The sequence below is a fragment of the Bradyrhizobium sp. SPXBL-04 genome, from assembly GCF_051853035.1.
In the GTDB taxonomy this organism is placed as follows: domain Bacteria; phylum Pseudomonadota; class Alphaproteobacteria; order Rhizobiales; family Xanthobacteraceae; genus Bradyrhizobium; species Bradyrhizobium zhanjiangense.
On the sequence record NZ_CP182472.1, the window covers coordinates 1,323,899 to 1,339,452 of the forward strand.

17 protein-coding genes and 1 tRNA gene are annotated in these 15,554 nt (G+C 59.4%); 9 read left to right on the top strand and 9 right to left on the bottom strand.

Translation table 11 applies throughout. The features are described 5' to 3' along the window. Window positions 1–183: 183 nt before the first annotated feature. Together ACNJX8_RS06265 and ACNJX8_RS06270 are read left to right on the top strand one after the other, a co-directional pair. Window positions 184–1,392 (top strand): GGDEF domain-containing protein, encoded by a 1,209-nt coding sequence (locus ACNJX8_RS06265; RefSeq protein WP_439361815.1) that lies wholly within the window; start codon window positions 184–186, stop codon window positions 1,390–1,392. A 34-nt stretch (window positions 1,393–1,426) separates the two neighbouring features. After that, on the top strand, window positions 1,427–2,053 hold the full coding sequence (locus ACNJX8_RS06270; protein ID WP_439361816.1) for a peptidoglycan recognition protein family protein: 627 nt from the start codon (window positions 1,427–1,429) through the stop codon (window positions 2,051–2,053). Window positions 2,054–2,173: 120 nt separating this feature from the next. Here the strand turns inward: ACNJX8_RS06270 and ACNJX8_RS06275 are convergent, their stop codons facing one another. The 3 genes from ACNJX8_RS06275 to ACNJX8_RS06285 form a co-directional block, all read right to left on the bottom strand. Next, complete coding sequence (locus tag ACNJX8_RS06275; RefSeq protein ID WP_249757654.1) at window positions 2,174–2,515, bottom strand: hypothetical protein; 342 nt, start codon at window positions 2,513–2,515, stop codon at window positions 2,174–2,176. A 387-nt stretch (window positions 2,516–2,902) separates the two neighbouring features. Then, on the bottom strand, window positions 2,903–3,802 hold the full coding sequence (gene rpoH / locus ACNJX8_RS06280; RefSeq protein ID WP_091896948.1) for an RNA polymerase sigma factor RpoH: 900 nt from the start codon (window positions 3,800–3,802) through the stop codon (window positions 2,903–2,905). A 218-nt stretch (window positions 3,803–4,020) separates the two neighbouring features. Next, entirely contained in the window at window positions 4,021–5,028 is a 1,008-nt protein-coding gene (locus tag ACNJX8_RS06285) for an RluA family pseudouridine synthase (RefSeq protein ID WP_439359925.1), read from the bottom strand. Here ACNJX8_RS06285 and ACNJX8_RS06290 point away from each other — a divergent pair. The 6 genes from ACNJX8_RS06290 (at window position 5,027) to ACNJX8_RS06315 (ending at window position 9,193) form a co-directional block, all read left to right on the top strand. After that, window positions 5,027–5,371 (top strand): hypothetical protein, encoded by a 345-nt coding sequence (locus ACNJX8_RS06290; RefSeq protein WP_439361817.1) that lies wholly within the window; start codon window positions 5,027–5,029, stop codon window positions 5,369–5,371. The two genes, ACNJX8_RS06285 and ACNJX8_RS06290, sit on opposite strands and share 2 nt — an antisense overlap. Window positions 5,372–5,596: 225 nt before the next feature. Further along, window positions 5,597–5,671 (top strand) — tRNA-Glu (locus tag ACNJX8_RS06295). 200 nt (window positions 5,672–5,871) lie between these two features. Then, window positions 5,872–6,675: a hypothetical protein gene (locus ACNJX8_RS06300; RefSeq protein ID WP_439359926.1), complete on the top strand. Its 804-nt coding sequence runs from the start codon at window positions 5,872–5,874 to the stop codon at window positions 6,673–6,675. A 148-nt stretch (window positions 6,676–6,823) separates the two neighbouring features. Beyond that, window positions 6,824–7,036, top strand: a complete 213-nt coding sequence (locus ACNJX8_RS06305) for a helix-turn-helix domain-containing protein (RefSeq protein WP_439359927.1) — start codon at window positions 6,824–6,826, stop codon at window positions 7,034–7,036. 142 nt (window positions 7,037–7,178) lie between these two features. Continuing rightward, complete coding sequence (locus ACNJX8_RS06310) at window positions 7,179–7,889, top strand: hypothetical protein (RefSeq protein WP_439359928.1); 711 nt, start codon at window positions 7,179–7,181, stop codon at window positions 7,887–7,889. Between the two features lie 353 nt (window positions 7,890–8,242). Continuing rightward, window positions 8,243–9,193: a hypothetical protein gene (locus ACNJX8_RS06315; RefSeq protein ID WP_439359929.1), complete on the top strand. Its 951-nt coding sequence runs from the start codon at window positions 8,243–8,245 to the stop codon at window positions 9,191–9,193. A 1,315-nt stretch (window positions 9,194–10,508) separates the two neighbouring features. On the opposite strand, the gene ACNJX8_RS06320 is transcribed toward ACNJX8_RS06315, so the two are convergent. Continuing rightward, entirely contained in the window at window positions 10,509–11,318 is an 810-nt protein-coding gene (locus tag ACNJX8_RS06320) for a hypothetical protein (RefSeq protein WP_439359930.1), read from the bottom strand. 59 nt (window positions 11,319–11,377) lie between these two features. Next, on the bottom strand, window positions 11,378–12,010 hold the full coding sequence (locus tag ACNJX8_RS06325) for a DUF4339 domain-containing protein (RefSeq protein ID WP_439359931.1): 633 nt from the start codon (window positions 12,008–12,010) through the stop codon (window positions 11,378–11,380). 79 nt (window positions 12,011–12,089) lie between these two features. Between ACNJX8_RS06325 and ACNJX8_RS06330 the strand changes: the two genes are divergently transcribed. Continuing rightward, complete coding sequence (locus tag ACNJX8_RS06330; protein WP_439361818.1) at window positions 12,090–12,344, top strand: helix-turn-helix domain-containing protein; 255 nt, start codon at window positions 12,090–12,092, stop codon at window positions 12,342–12,344. Here the strand turns inward: ACNJX8_RS06330 and ACNJX8_RS06335 are convergent. The 4 genes from ACNJX8_RS06335 to ACNJX8_RS06350 form a co-directional block, all read right to left on the bottom strand. Beyond that, complete coding sequence (locus ACNJX8_RS06335; RefSeq protein WP_439359932.1) at window positions 12,341–12,676, bottom strand: DUF3768 domain-containing protein; 336 nt, start codon at window positions 12,674–12,676, stop codon at window positions 12,341–12,343. The two genes, ACNJX8_RS06330 and ACNJX8_RS06335, sit on opposite strands and share 4 nt — an antisense overlap. Before the next feature lie 123 nt (window positions 12,677–12,799). Next, window positions 12,800–13,375 (bottom strand): hypothetical protein, encoded by a 576-nt coding sequence (locus ACNJX8_RS06340; RefSeq protein WP_439359933.1) that lies wholly within the window; start codon window positions 13,373–13,375, stop codon window positions 12,800–12,802. Window positions 13,376–13,584: 209 nt separating this feature from the next. After that, window positions 13,585–14,631, bottom strand: coding sequence for a hypothetical protein (locus tag ACNJX8_RS06345; RefSeq protein WP_439359934.1), 1,047 nt, complete (start codon window positions 14,629–14,631; stop codon window positions 13,585–13,587). A gap of 53 nt (window positions 14,632–14,684) precedes the next feature. Continuing rightward, window positions 14,685–15,260, bottom strand: coding sequence for a tyrosine-type recombinase/integrase (locus tag ACNJX8_RS06350; protein WP_439361819.1), 576 nt, complete (start codon window positions 15,258–15,260; stop codon window positions 14,685–14,687). Window positions 15,261–15,554 lie beyond the last annotated feature (294 nt).

The following is a 15,554-nucleotide window of genomic DNA, read 5'->3' on the forward strand; positions in this document are numbered from 1 at the left end:
TAACGATCCGACAACAGCCGCGCGCCGTTCATGAATCCAAAACCAAAGGCGCGTTTTCGGGGATCGCAGTGAGACTCCGTTAAGCGCAACCGCCGCATTGTCCCCCGCAAGAAAACGGGGATGGGTGATGGACGGACGGCTGCCAGGGACGGGGGGCGCGACGCTGCGTGTGCCGCACGCGCCATGCTGAACGTACCGACATTGTGGATGGTCTTCGTCGTCAATTTCCTGGCGCTCGGCGTGATCTGGGCCTACGTGACGCGCTCCTATCCGAAATTCGCGGCTGCGCGGTTCTGGATGGCCTCGTCCTTCGTCGGCGCGGCCGGAGCGATGACGGCCCTGATCCGTCTGTTCGTTGCCTCTCCCCTGCCGCTTCTGCTCGGCGCTGGTGGCGTCATTGCCGCAAGCTGCCTTGCCGCCATGGGCATTCAGCGCTTCTATGATCGGCCGGTCTCGTGGCGCCTCATGACTGCAACGGGAGGCTTGAGCCTCGCCGGCGTCGTGGTCTTCATGGTCGGCTTCGAGCACATGCAGCTGCGCATGCTCAGCTACACGCTCGGCCAGGCCCTGCCGCTGGTGCTGGCGCTGCGTCTGTTGCTGTCGCCGGAGGGGCGCGTCAGTCCGGGCGCGCGGCTATCCGGCATCGTCATCCTCACCATCATCGCGATCCTGCTCGTGCGCACGGTGGGCAATCTGCTCGGCCATGATCTGTCGGCGCGCGCCGGTGGTCAGCCCCATGCCGTGATCGTGCTGGGGCTGCTATTCCTGTCGATGACGCTGAATTTCGGCTTCCTGCTGATGGCGATGGACAGCTTGCGCAATGAGGTTGCCGACCTCGCGCTGCTCGACGATCTCACCGGCGTCGCCAACCGGCGGCATCTGCTGCAGCGCCTGACCGAGGAATGCGCCCGCTCGGAGCGCGGCGGCGCGCCGTTCTCGCTGCTGGTGATCGATCTCGACGGCTTCAAGACCATCAACGACACCCATGGCCATGCCGCTGGCGACGCCTGCCTGCGGCACTTCACCTTGATGGCGCAAACGCGGTTGCGGCCCGGCGACATGCTCGCCCGCACCGGCGGCGACGAGTTCTGCATCGTGCTGCCGTCGTCATCGCTGCGTGAGGCCGCCGCGATCGCCCGCCGCGTGCTCGAGGTCTGCCGTCAGGACGCCGCGGCCTGCACCGGCGGCGACATCCCGATCGCGATCTCGATTGGCGTCGCGCAGTGGGACCGCGGCATCGGTCAATTCCCGGACCGCCTGATCGCGCATGCCGACCACGCCCTCTATGCCGCCAAGAAGAACGGCAAGAACGATTTTGCCGTCTACGATCCGGCGCCGCCGCTCTCGCCCGAGCCGCTCGGTCCCGGCGAGCCTGTGCGCAACTTCGCGTAGAGGCGTGCTACATCAGGGTCCGCATTGGATCCGCATCATGATGTCTCGCCTGTTCGCGGCCGTTCTCGCCGCTCTGTTTCTGACAGCCCCCGCCACCGCTGAGGACGCCGAACTGGCCAAACTCGCGCGCGCCTCCGGTACGCCCGACATTCCCGGCCTGAAGATCGTGTGGCTGGCGCCATGGGGCGACGTCGGCAGCGCACCCCCCTGGCGCAACATCATCGTGCATCAGACCGAAGGGCCAGCGGGGTCGGCGCGCGGCGGCGCGCTGGCGCAGGCGAAGAACCCGACCCGTCGCGGCGTCACGGTGTGGGTCGAGACCGACGGCACGGTCTATTGGGCGGTGGCGGAGAATTTGGTGCCGACCCATGGCGACGGCGCCAACCGCAACGACAACAAATACATCGATAACAGGCCGACCTATCGCCAGGTCGTGCGCGACAATTCGATCGGCGTCGAGTTCGCCGGCAATTATCCCGACGTCGCGGCCGGCCCGACCGAGGCGCAGGTCGCGGCCTGGAAGATCCTCGTCAAGGTGCTGCGCGCGCGCTACGGCATCCCGACTAGCCACGTCTATGCGCACAACTGGATCGACTACAAGGATGCCCGCTATTGCGAAGGCTGCTGGCTCGCCACGCTGGCGCGGGTTTGGGGGGAGTAGGGTTGCCTGTCATTCCGGGCGCGCGCAGCGCGAGCCCGGAATCCATTCATCCACCAACTCTGCGGCCTCATGGATTCCGGGCTCGCGCCAAGAGACGCGCCCCGGAATGACGGGAGCCAGCTAAACCGCCTGCGACATCCAGCCGAAAAACCGCCGGATCAAGCCCGGCCGCCGCGGCAGTTCCGGCGGTTCGTCCACGGCCAGCACGCGCTTGAAGAAATAATCCAGAAACACCATGTCGTTCGGCTCGGTGACGGTGAATTGCTCCTCGCCGAAGAACACGCTGTAGCTATAGAAGAACGGGCCCATGAGCGGGATCGTCGCTGTGCCCGCATAATCCTTCGAGATCACGAACTCCGACGGCTCGAGCCCGTGCTCGCGCATCGCCTGCTCGACCAGCGGCAGCTTGCGCATGAACTGGGCTTCGAAGCCGCCGACGGTGGATTGCAGGATGATCGACACGGTGTCCGTCCAATCGATGCTGTCGGTCCGACAGTTTTGGGTCTGCTGACCGGCAACGCGGGTTCAAGACGAGTCAGTTCTACATCGCAGCCACAACCACCGCTGTCATCGCCCGGTTCAACCGGGCGATCCAGTATTCCAGAGGCGTGGGTTGGATATCTCGCTGTCGCTACGCTCGCTGCGGCGTACTGGATGCCCCGCCTGCCGCCTTCGCTGAAGCTTCGGCGCCCCTGGACCTTCACCCCGGCGAAGCCTTGGCGTAGCCGGGTCGCGGGGCATGACAACGAATGTAGTGACGCTCAATCTCCACCCCAAACAAAAAAGCCGGCGTTGTCGCCGGCTTTTGTCTCTCTTCGATCCGCCAATCTCTCTGGCGCCTAACGCCGCTTAATGCGCGGCTTCCAGCGCGGCTTGTTCCTGCCTTGCGATCGTGCCCTTGACCGCGGACTGCACCTTCTCGAAGGCGCGGACCTCGATCTGGCGGACGCGCTCGCGCGACACGCCGAACTCGGCGGCAAGGTCTTCCAGCGTCATCGGCTCATCGGCGAGGCGGCGGGCCTCGAAGATGCGGCGTTCGCGCGGGTTGAGCACGCCCATGGCGCCGTTCAGCGCGTCACGGCGGTGATCATACTCCTCGTGCTCCGCCATCAGGGCTTCCTGGTTCGGCGTATTGTCGACCAGCCAGTCCTGCCATTCGCCGGCTTCGCCGTCGTCGCGGATCGGCGCGTTGAGCGAGGCGTCGCCGCCGAGGCGGCGGTTCATGTCGATCACGTCCTGGTCGGTCACGCCCAGCCGCTTGGCAATGGTCGCGACCTGGTCGGGGCGGAGATCGCCTTCGTCCAGCGCGTTGATCTTGCTCTTCGCCTTGCGCAGGTTGAAGAACAGCTTCTTCTGGTTCGCGGTGGTGCCCATCTTCACGAGCGACCAGGAACGCAGAATGTACTCTTGAATCGACGCCTTGATCCACCACATCGCATAGGTGGCGAGACGGAACCCCTTCTCGGGTTCGAATCGCTTCACGGCCTGCATCAGGCCGACATTGCCTTCCGAGACGACCTCGGAGATCGGCAGGCCGTAGCCGCGATAGCCCATGGCGATCTTGGCCACGAGGCGGAGGTGGCTGGTGACGAGTTGGTGCGCCGCGTCGCGATCGTCATGCTCGCGCCAACGCTTGGCGAGCATGTATTCCTGCTGGGGTTCCAGCATCGGAAACTTGCGAATCTCGGCGAGGTAACGGGAAAGGCCGGATTCTCCATTGAGGACCGGCAAAGTAGCGGTACGGGCCATAGTGCGCCCTCCAAAAGGTTCAGGCCCCCGATAGCGGCGGGCCAGGCAGACGACCGCTGTGTCAAAGCCGGCCGGGCTGCGATGTTCCGCGTTGGTCATTTCCAACGCAGGCGCAATATACCCCATCGGGGGGCAAAAAGGGAAGGATTGCTGACGTCACGTCCCCGTGTGGCAGCTATAACTTTTTGTAATCTAACGCTTTTCTTAAAATGGCTGCGTCATAGCGCCGCTTTTAGGCAGCTTTCGAGGAGAAGCAAATCCTCCGACAGGGGCGCCTCCCAGTGCAGAAGTTCTCCCGTCCTTGGGTGCTGCAATACCAGCAGGTATGCATGTAAGGCCTGCCGCCCCAACGCCGCCAAAGCGGCCTGCGACTGAGGCCCGAGCTGGTTCGCCTTGGTCTTGAAATGCGGGCCGTAGACGGCGTCGCCCAGCAGGGGATGGCCGATATGGGCGAGGTGGACGCGGATCTGGTGGGTGCGCCCGGTCTCGAGGTCGCAGGCGAGCAGGGCGGCGACGCCCTTGCCGTCGCGCCCATCAAAACTCTCCAGGATTTCCCAATGCGTCACCGCCTCGCGGCCGCCCTGGCGCACCGCCATCTTCTCGCGCGCATGCGGATGGCGGTCGATCGGCGCGTCCACCGTGCCGCGATGTCGGTTCGGTACGCCCCAGGCAAAGGCCATGTAGCCGCGCCGCATCTCGCCGGTGCGGCCGTGGTCGGCGAATTGCGCTGACAGCGAGGCATGGGCGAGGTCGTTCTTGGCCACCACCATCAGCCCTGTGGTATCCTTGTCGAGCCGGTGCACGATGCCGGGCCGGCGTACCCCGCCGATGCCGGAGAGCGAAGCGCCGCAATGGGCGATCAACGCATTCACCAGCGTGCCGGTCTCGTGGCCGGCCGCGGGGTGCACGACCAGGCCCTTCGGCTTGTTGATGACGATGATGTCGTCGTCCTCGAACACGATGTCGAGGGCGATATCCTCGCCCTTCGGTTCCGCCGGCGCCGCCTCGGGCACGTCGATTGTGATCGTATCGCCGGATGCGACGTGATAAGCGGGGTCGCGGACCGCGGAAGCCTTCAAACTCACTGCGCCCGCCAAAATCAGGGCTTTCAGCCTCGATCGCGACAGGTCGGTGAGGTGCGCCGCCAGCACGCGGTCGAGCCGGGCTGAGCCCTCGTCGCCGGCGACCACGACCTCCAACCTTTGCGCAGAGCCAAAATTGTCCATGACGACGTCTGATACCGCTATTCCCGAACCGACCCCCGAGCAGGCCGCGCTGTTCGCGCGGGTGCGGCGGATGATGCTGATCGCGGGGTTGACCACGGCGCTGGCAATCTGCGCCGTCCTGATCGCGGTGGGCTACCGCCTTTTCAGGTCGGAGGGAAGGGCGGTTGAGGTGGCCAGCGACGTCACCGCCACCCTGCCGAAGGGCGCCAAGATCGTCGCAACTGGCGTGGCCGGCGACCGCGTCGTGGTCACGCTGGACGTGGGCGGCGTGATCGAGATCCGCACCTTCGATGCCCACACCTTGAAGCCGGCCGGAAAGCTGAAATTTGCCAATGAACCGTGAGGGCTGGCCCGCATGCCAGCCCCCATCGTCGTCCTGGCGAAAGCCAGGACCCATAACCACCGAATCCAGTTGCCTGAATGAGATCGTGGCCACGATTTCATTCAAACACGACCATTTGGGGTAATGGGTCCTGGCTTTCGCCAGGACGACGGCCAAGAGAGGACCGTCGAACCCCCAATCTCACCTTGCCGCCGGCAAAATTCGCGGCTATGTCGTACCCCTCACGCTCCCTTCGTCTAGCGGTTAGGACGCGGCCCTCTCAAGGCTGAAACAGGGGTTCGATTCCCCTAGGGAGCGCCAATATAATCAATTACTTACGCTGTAAGTTGGCGCGCGCTGCGGCGCCTTCTTCAAGTTTTCTTCAACTCGTATCCGGGTCGCGCAAATCCGTTTCCAACGGAGCAGTCTCGACTGGTCAATCGACATTGCTAAAGTCACCGTCTTCCTAAGCAAGCGCCCTCCAATCTATGAGGACGTCGCTGCCCTCTTTGAGAGAGACGATGGTTCGCAGGATCGATTGTCGTAGTGGTGAGCAAAACATCCCTTGCGCTGAGGATGCGATCCCAAAGGGCTCGATTAGTTTGTATGACGCATTCTGGCGCCTCGTCGCGACGCTTATGGACGGTGATCGCCTCGAGAAGGCCTTAGATGCCGACGGCGCGGACCGAGAATTGCTCGTCGAAAGACGACGCCCTGCGGGCGACCTGCGAAGCGATTGGGAGCTGCTATCAGAAACCCGCCGTAGGACATCCAACGTTACACTCCGCTGGGCATTGGAAACCGGAGAACTGGTCGCTTGCGTTCGTGATCCAGAGACCGGTGATGTGCTGCAGCTTGCTTCAGAGGGGTGGGTCGACTGGGACGACGATGTCCCTACGCTACTGACCAGCAATTTCATCATACCTGGTGAATACGATTCGATTGGACCGAACGGAACGTTCATCCGGGGTGCGTTGCGTCCGGTATTCCTTGTCCGAGAAGAGTTCGAAAGCTGGTTGAGCGGGAAATTCGGCGATTGCCTCTCGGCGACCGTCGACCTTAGCTCTCAGCGCGAGCACCACACCTCTATTACGGTTAGTGCAGCCCCGGGCATGTCTCCGACCAAGAAAAAAGGGCGGCGAAGGCCAACTAAAATAGACGCTGTCCAGGAAGCTGGAGCTGCGATCTGGGGAGGAAATATCCCCCCAGGCATCCCAGCGACGAAGCGCGACGATATGATAAACGGCTGGCTTGTAAAAAACGGGCGGGCCAAAGCTAGTGCGGCAACCATCCGACGCGCGATGGCGCCGAAGCAAGACCATTGAGCGCACTGAAGCGGACCTGGAATCTGAGCGCTCAAGAGCGCATTTGAGCGCTATTGGAAATTGTGCAGCCGCCTGATCAAGAGCAAGAGAGCCTCGTTGGTGATCGCCAACACGGTCGCCGGAACGCTTCCGGACGGACGAAGGCATCATGAAATTGGCTTACAGCATTGTGGAAGCTTGTGACCTCCTCAGCATCGGTCGGACGACGCTCTATCAGCTAATCAAAGCAGGCGACTTGCAAACCCGCAAGGTTGGTCGTCGAACGTTGATCCCGGCAAAATCTCTCGACACCTTCATCGGAGCTGTTGAGCAACGTGATGGTCGTGGTTGTGGTGACGGCTCTGCCGATCGTGGGTCATGACTCATGACACCCTCGTCCTGATAAAGCGACGCCACTAAGCGGCATGTGTTCGGACCAAGGACATTTCGCGTGCAGGCGCGGCGTCGAAACAGTCGATCGACACCATCTCGGTCGGCCCACCTTTCCATGAGGATACATGAACATGAGCGACAAAAAACTCAGCTATGACGAAGTACTAACCACCCTCAACGCCATAAAAAAGGAGAATGAAAAGTACGAGGAACGCACAAGGGCGGCCTTGTACCAAAGCTTGCAACAATCCACGGCAGTCGCCGTCTTGGTGGAGGCCCACGAAGACATCAAGGGCCGCTTCTGCAAGGAGATGAGTGAGGAGGACGTGTTGCGTGCGGCACTAAACTTCGTCTTTGTCCCGAAATCGCTGGCAGCAAAAAAGGAGGTTTCAAAGCGTTTCAGTGCGCTGAGGCACCTGCTTGAGTGCCTGAACGTGGAGGTTGAGGGCATTGCGACAGCGATCCAGAAACATGGAGGCATCGAAAGGCTTGCTCGGATGGCTGCCAAACATCGTCAAGGCCAGGACGGTCAAAATGAAGATGATGAAGGTGAACAAGAAGATCGAGACGAGCCAGAGGACGCGGAGAAGAAGGGCAAGCTTGACGCTAAATTTGGTAGGCTCATTAGCGTCGGTCTTTCACCCAAGCTGACCAAAAGGCTCGATCGGTTTGCCGATCAAACCCGCATCAAAATGATCGGATACGTTCGCGCATCGCAAGATGAGACGCCGACTATCGAGCTGAAAAAGATTATCAGGCTGGTAGCCAAACAAAAGGGCAACTCAAAAGTAAAGGGGCCAGGCTTGCGGCGAGAGGAGGACGAACGGGATTGGACCGATTAATCAGACCAACGTTCGCTTAAAGCGAACAAAGCCTAGGCTAAGCCTCGCCGACTTTCCGGCGGGGCTTTTGTCTGATCGGCGGAATGCCCACGGTGCCGCTCGGGCTCAGGCGTCGGGAGGTGCGTGCACCTCAGAGAGCGCCAGCGAACGGCTTTGCCCCCTTCGATGTTGAACCCATGGCCGGCCCTGCATGCGCCAATTTCCTGTATGTGCTGCTAGCTGCTTGCTTGAACACACCAATCAACCAACAGACGTTCTACAGCCGCTAGGTGGGCCCTTTCGACCGTCTACGACTAAATCTGCGTGACGCGACAACTTGTAAAGCATCCCCAGTACTGAGTTGGAATCTGAGCATGACGTTTTATGACAACACGAGGATTGAGCATTGGCAGTCACTGGAGCAGTCAGCTCTGCGCCTTGCATTTCAAGAATCTCGCAAACGACACACCCTGTCGCGTGGTGATCGGGAATTGCCGAAGGGTAGATTTCGGCATGATCTGTTGGCCGTAAACTCCTTCTCACGTCGTATCTGGGGACGCGCCATCAGCGACGAACTATCGAAACTCCTTTGTGACGGCGGGGATGGGACCACTCACAACAGGGATATTTACTTCGTATCCCTCATGGACGTGTCCTGCGCTCGGTCGCCGGAGGACCGGCTAACTCAAGCTGACCTGGAAGGTATCAAGAACCGGCTTAGGCGCGGTCTGCGAGATTTCTCGTATTTCGGTATGGTGGAGCCCGCCTTTTACGTCAATCTGCAGCAGGGGGTTCGGTACGACGGAAATCGGTGCCTGTTCTGGCACCTGCATGCGTTGGTCTGGGGCGTCACGCGAAAAGAGCTGAAAAAGCACCTCCGGAAGCTCGTGCAATCGGGCCACTATACAGCCATTGCCGATGGTTTAACGGCCGCACATATCCGCAAAGTCAAGCAGGCGTGGCTGCCCAGAAATGTGGCCTACGTCTTGAAGTCGCCATGCAAAGCGTATCGGGTGTCGGTGCTGGAGAGGCAAAACAAGCGAGGTCGGCCTCTTGCGAGCCCGGACGGCGCGGTCGCGCAGCGATTCAAGCAAGGCAGGCTCCGTCTCCGGCATGGAGATCGGATCGTTCTCTTTCACGCTATGAAGCACCTTCACCTAGACCGGCTCGCCGTTGCTGGCGGGGCTGGTGTACAAGTACTGAGAACCGCAAAGCGCGTTGCCTTGAGGGTGGACGACAGGTTGACGCCAATGAGGCGACCACGTCGCTTCGTCGGCGTGGCCGAGCACCGACGAAGGAAGCTGCATTTTCTGAAAGCCGCCTAACGACGGCTCGGGCAGGCAGGCTAAGCCTGAGGTCTCTGTGCCGACCATCAATAACGCTACCCGCCCGACAATATCGCTGCGTTACCCAGTCGCGTCCTAAAACACTTCCGATTCCTCAGGGCGATAATTCTAGTATCTTCCGGTCGCTCGAGGCGATCATCTGCAAAAAAATGCGGTCCGCAATCGAGCGATTTTGAAACTTGTAAAATGCCAATGATGCTTCGGTCCATGCCGGGGCATCTGACCTGCGCGGAAATCTACCGTTGATGATCAGGTACTGACACTGCTGGATCAATTGGTCGCAATGAAGCTACTCGTTGCATGGGAGGCAGAACTAAAAGCCCCCGCCTATGTCACTACTTAATACACCATAGGAAAGCGCATGAGGGAAATTGCCACAAAGATTTCAAGCGCTGCAACGACACACCCAATTGCATGATCGTGTGTAAGTCGTAGGAGACGGGCCGTATACCACGGCCCGTCTTTTCTGCCTTCGAGATGTTAGCGGCCGGACGAATTGATGGCGGCTTAATCCAATCGCCACCAGTGGGTCTACGTTTCCGGTTGATGCCAACGGCCTAACGTGCGCACTCGGCCAGCCGGCTCCAAGGTGTTACGCTTTTTGGAGCGGCAGGTATCCTCGTAGCCAGTATACCCCAAAGAGAGGCACCCGACCGGCCTCCTTGTTCGTGGTCGGAGCCGGGGAGTGCGGCCTCAGCCAACACGCCGACCGGCCTCGTGCCTGTGCGGGGGTCAATGCGAAGTTCACTTGCAAGCACGGGTGCCATCATGGCTCAGACCAATGGCAAGGCCCTTCTACTAATACCTGTCTCAACATTAGTAGTCGTCGTATCAGGTGGCACGCTCCCAAATCACGGCTTTTGGCGAATTGCCGGTCGAAAAAAACTCAATGCCTAGCCGTCGAAATCGCAGCAGCGAATGTGGCTTCTTCATGAATTCTTGCCGTCCGCGCAGCTTCTAAAATCCTTCGATAAAGACTGTGTTCAATTCTAGGGATCAACAACCTGACCGTCTTCCCGGTGCCGAGCACGGAGCCCAGCGGCAGTTTTCTGGCGAGCGCGCTTACCTCCGGAGGCTGTCGGATCAGGATGCGGCAGTTCATGTCCATAGCCGCGGAGACGATGCTGTCTCTCAGGACTGTGAACCGCGCACCACGAGGATTTCCATCCTCATCCAAACCGAGGACGTAGATTTGGTCTGCGCCCGAAGGTTCTTCTCTTTGGCCCATCATAACCCCCAGCGGTCGCAGCGACGAGGTAGCCTAGAATCCCTCGTCGCTGCGTAAAGCTCTGCGTTAGAACTTTGGAGGCGGCACCGCACCCCTTTGCTTCTCTAGGAGGGCATCCCGATCTTGGTCCAAAAATCGAGGCTCGTTGATAGTGAGCACCCATGATGGAATTGGAGAGTTCGAGGATCGCGGTTCGCTGGAGTACTGATCAAGCTCCATGGTCGAGAAGTTGCTGAGGTGCCAAATTCGGTTAAATGGCCGGGTGTGAAATTGGGCGGAGATTATGCCGACGAGTTCTTGGGCCGGCGCGCCAGATTGGAAGATGTAAGATACAGCTGTGACCACGTTGGGCGACATGTTCTCTGTCAATCGGGCGACAAGCTGATTGCCCTTGTTGTTCCTGCATTCCAGAACCGTTGGGTTGGGCGAAGACACGCTGCATCCTGTTGCCACCATCGCGGCCTTTGCCGCAGCTTCAGGCATACCGGTCGCGACTCCCAAAATATCCCTTTTTGTAAAGGCGTAGATGTCCGTTGATTTTTTATCCGTCCGAGTGAAATTGGTCGTAACGTGCTTCCAGCTCTCGTAATCGTCCGGGCGAAGCAAAAAGAACGGCTGCGCGCCCAGGATGGCATATTTCAGGCTCTCAGCGGAGCCGCCTTGATCGTAGCTTGTTGCGGCGACCACCGGTTGACCGATAATCCTACCGTCTCGATCCAAGTCGAAACTGATAGCATAGTTGAGGTTGACTTGTGGAGCGGGAAACCAGTGCTGCATGATTTGAGCACGGATAACCGCTATGGGGTCGGGCGGCGGCGTCTGCGCAAGTGCCGACGAACACGCGACCATTAAGAGCAGAGCAATCCATTTCAACATTTGTGATCTCTGGTGTGAGTTACGTACTAGGCGGATGCTGGACCCGATGAGGCCCCGCGTTATCCTTCAACAGACGCGTAGATGAGGAATCCCGCAATCATGCTGATGATCCACGCGACGGCGTAGTATGGGCGCTGCTTAAGGCGTTTTGCCCTCAGGAACAGGTAGACCGGCGCGAACAGCACGGCTGTGAGGCGGGTTGTCCGAGAGCCATACCCCGCTTGCTGCAGTCTGCGGTCATCGAGCCAGCCCAAAAGAGCGTTGACGGCAAGGGGCACTTGGTACGGCAGTCCTCTGGTTGGATGATACGGCAACCCAAGCGCCAGAGAGCGAACCGCAGCTTCCTGATTGGTGGCGCTCACCACAGCCTCCATCACCCCGATAACAAGAGGCAGAAGGGCGAGCATCCAGACGTAACCATTGCCAATGTGCTTAGCCGAAATCGCGGGGGGCTCGGCAGCCACTAAATCACCAAGGTCGCTCTCTCGGAGGGGCTTCCATTCCGGCATTCCCTTTCGCCAGACCTGGGTGTCCGCCTCGATCTGCTTTTTGTTCAAGAGATCCTTGATGGTGTCGGCGGTCATAGGGCCTCGCCGACCGCCATTCACGACGTAGTACCACTCGTTCGATGCAGGCGGATTCGCAGCTCCGAGATCCGGCAGGGGCGGTGGGGCAGAGAGTTCTTCAGTCATTGGCTTCCTCTTCAGCTGAGAGCATAATTATATACTTTAGTGCATAGATTCGATGAACGAAAATCCCTCGCATGGCGTCATGGATGTGAGGCGCCTGATTGGGCAAAACGTGCGCGCGAGGCGGATTGCAGCGAAGCTCTCGCAAGAGGCTTTCGCTGCAAAGATTGGCGTCGAGCAGAGCTACTTGAGCGGATTAGAGGCGGGCCGACGGAATCCCACGGCCGTTACCCTCTGGCACATATCGGTCGCGCTGAGGATCAAGCCTGGAGCCCTTTTTGAGGCGGCGCCTGCGGTGCCCAAGAAGTCAAGGGCGGGACGCCCCCGAAAGTCCTAATACTCGTCCGCCCTCATGATCGTGATAATCCGCTCAGTTACGGTGGGATCTGCCGGGTTGGGTGAGCGGAAGTTCAGCGACTTGTCAAAATAGTCGATTTTGAACATCACGGAGATGCCGTCGAAATCGAAAACGCCGAAATCGTGCTCCTCGTGAGGATCGTTGGCGTGACAAAAGTCGTCAAAGACTGCGATGGTTTGGACCAGGCGTTTGACTGCGTCAGGTCCTAGTTCGGCGATGCCGGCGGTGATGATTGCTCCGCCGCCGAGCAGGTGTTGCCGCAGCTCATCGTTGAGCGCACGCGTTTTCTCCGCGTCCGTTTGCATAGACATGGTTGTTTCTCCGGGATGGTTTGCTGGATGTTTGGGCTCGGCTGTGTCGATTGTTGCCAAGCGGTGTCAGAGCGGTGGGAGCTCGGGCCGTGGTCCGAGCTTTCAAAGGCAGCTAAAGAAGGTTCACTCTGTGCCGGGGTTGATGAGGGCCACTTGGGTAAGGTGTCGAACGTAGGTGCCCTGTTTCGGGTAGTCCCGCAGGCGCAGCGTTAGGACGCCATCTTCGCGTTTCAAAACCACGCACTCCCACCAGCCGTCTTCTGGGCCGTCCATGGCCAGCACGACAGAACCGACATCGACGCTGTCCCAGGTTTTAGGCAGCCCAGCGACGCGTACCCTAGGCTCCTCGGAGGGCGTCGTCGGTTCATCGGCTGACCCAGGACTCGGCTCTTGAATTTGACTGCCGTCACCTGGGGTCGCGAGGACGGCATTCAGCTTGTCGACGAGGTCACGCCGGACGGGCGGCACGAACGCCTTGCCACTGGCGTAAAGCCTACCCACCGGCAGTTTCATTGCGATCCCCTTGAATGCTGCTGACGCTGAATGAACGCACTTCAGCTTTATGCCGCTCGCGGCAGTCAAGACTGTGTCGTTGAGTTCGGCAAAGCGCGCGCCGCGCGGCTTACCCTCCTCGTCGATGCCGAACACGAAAAGGTTGTCTGCAGCGACGGTCTGCTTCTTGTCGTGCGGTTTGGCCATGTTTTCCCTCCTTAAAAGCAGACGGGGCCCGAAAGGGCCCCGTGGTCTGCAGGTCTAGCGATGTGAGTTGAGCCGAGTGGTGGCGGCCCGATGTCTGTCCGATAGCAAGTAGTCATGGAAGTATCTCCAAGTCTTCTAAAAGTACAAAGTCGCTTTAAGACTTTGCGTTCTCAGTATAGCTCAAGCGCTGGCCTGATAAAACCAGTATTTTACTCATCTTGAACGCTATAAACTGTTGATTTTGCTGTCGTTTTTAGCTGTTTTAGCGGCTCTCGGCTGCACCTTTGGTGCAAATAGCAATAGTCGATCTCGCAGGCGTGCCGGTCGTCAATTCGGTTGCCGTTGCACAGATTCAAACCGTCGCCTGCGCAGAACCGCCAAATTGCGTTTTGCACGAACCGCGGAAACCTCTGTGGAAACGCGCGGTTCAATGTGCGCGCGTCAATTCGATCAGCCAGAGTTCTAATGATCTCGGCGCAGCCGCCGTGCGCATAGCAAGCCGCGCCATAGGCGTGAGGGGTGCCGCAGGTCCCAAGAATCCCTGTGCGATGTAGAAAATTATGGACCAGGGTGTCCACGGCTATCATCGCTTTGCCGGTTTCGAACCAGATAGGCCGCTGGTTGCGCGCACCAATTAGCAGCGTCGAAAGCGTCATCATCAGGATCTTGTCGGATACGCCGTAGATGTTTCGAAAGGGACCGACTAAAGCCTCTTGACGAGCGGCCTCTATCGTGGTGCCGGGCGCGGCTGTCGCAGCTTCCAGTCGGCGGTCGATCCATCCGACGAGGTCGCGGTCGGTGAGGTCGCGGACGAAAAGAAAAACGCTATACGCCATCTGGTTCAACCGGCCGTTACGGAGGTGAGGACGGGGTAGGGGACAAGCATCGATGTGATCTGGCTCTGAACAAGTGACGCTTGTCTTGTCGTATCGACAGCCCTCGAAATGCCAATAGCTGCGCAGCTTGGGGCACGACGGTGCATTCTTCTCGCTTGCTGCAATCGCCGACCAGGACGCGGTACCATGCTTATGGATGTAGCCGCGTGCGACGCTGTCGGAGATGCCTTGGAAGCTAAACGTCGTTACGAGCCAATCAAAAATCGGCGGAGTGTCGGCGAGGGCGACAGCTCGATCGAGACCTGCGTGCCGAACCTCGTCGTCGATCTCGTCAAGGAACGACATCGAACCGGCGACTGCACAAACAGTGCGGATCAAGCTTTCAGCCCGGCCCAGCGGATCGGAGGTCTTTGCCGCCACCAACTTTTTGCCCGAGGGGACCTTTGCTGAGCGTCGGCCCGATACGTTGGTTGTTAAATAAGAGATACCAACCTCCGTTGAGCATCACTATCGCCATCAATGTAGCGCTGTGTTGTCTGGATAGATCGGTGACCAGCTAGCAGCTGCACATCTCGCAGCGAGCCGCCTGCCTTGTGAACCGAGCGAGCCGCTCGCGTAATGAAGGTTCGACGTCCGGAGTGCGACGAACATCCTTCGAACCCGAGCTGTTTGTAGGCGCGGTTAAACCAGACCACGATGGTCATTGGTGTCATTGCGCCACCGCGCTCGGATCGAATGAGGGGGCCGTGCCCATTGCAAAGTTGCCGCGCCTTCACCAGCGCCTGTCGAAGATCCGCATGAATCGGAATCGTTCGCCCGCTGCGCTTCTTTGCAATCTGATCTTGTAGCGCCAACGTGCCGCCGACCGCGCCGCTTGGGTCCAGGACCATGTCCCAGCTCAACTTTGCAATCTCGGCCGCGCGAAGGCCAGCCTTGACTGAGAGCAGAACAATCAAACGGTTCCGGAGTGGATGTCGAGAGCGCTCGGCGAAAAACAACAGATCGTCGATATGGTCAGTCGAAAGAATCTTGGCTTGTTTGCCAGGCATTTCACTCAAACCAGCTTCTGAGAACAAATATAGAACATTTGACTGAGTGCGCAACAGAAAACTTGCATCGATCCGCGCCTGACTCTGCGTGCGACAGCCAGATCTTGGACCTCAATACGCGCTGATGCCTGCTTGCTCGGTGGCTTACCAAGCAGCCTGCTTGTTGCGTTGCCTTGCGTGTGTCGAAACCAGACTTGTTCAGATCTCGCACCCGCATCCATAGTTTGGCGGGTCACTGAACTCGTGGTCGAAGGGTGTCGCACGTTGGGCCGGTTTTCCTCACCGGCCTATCAA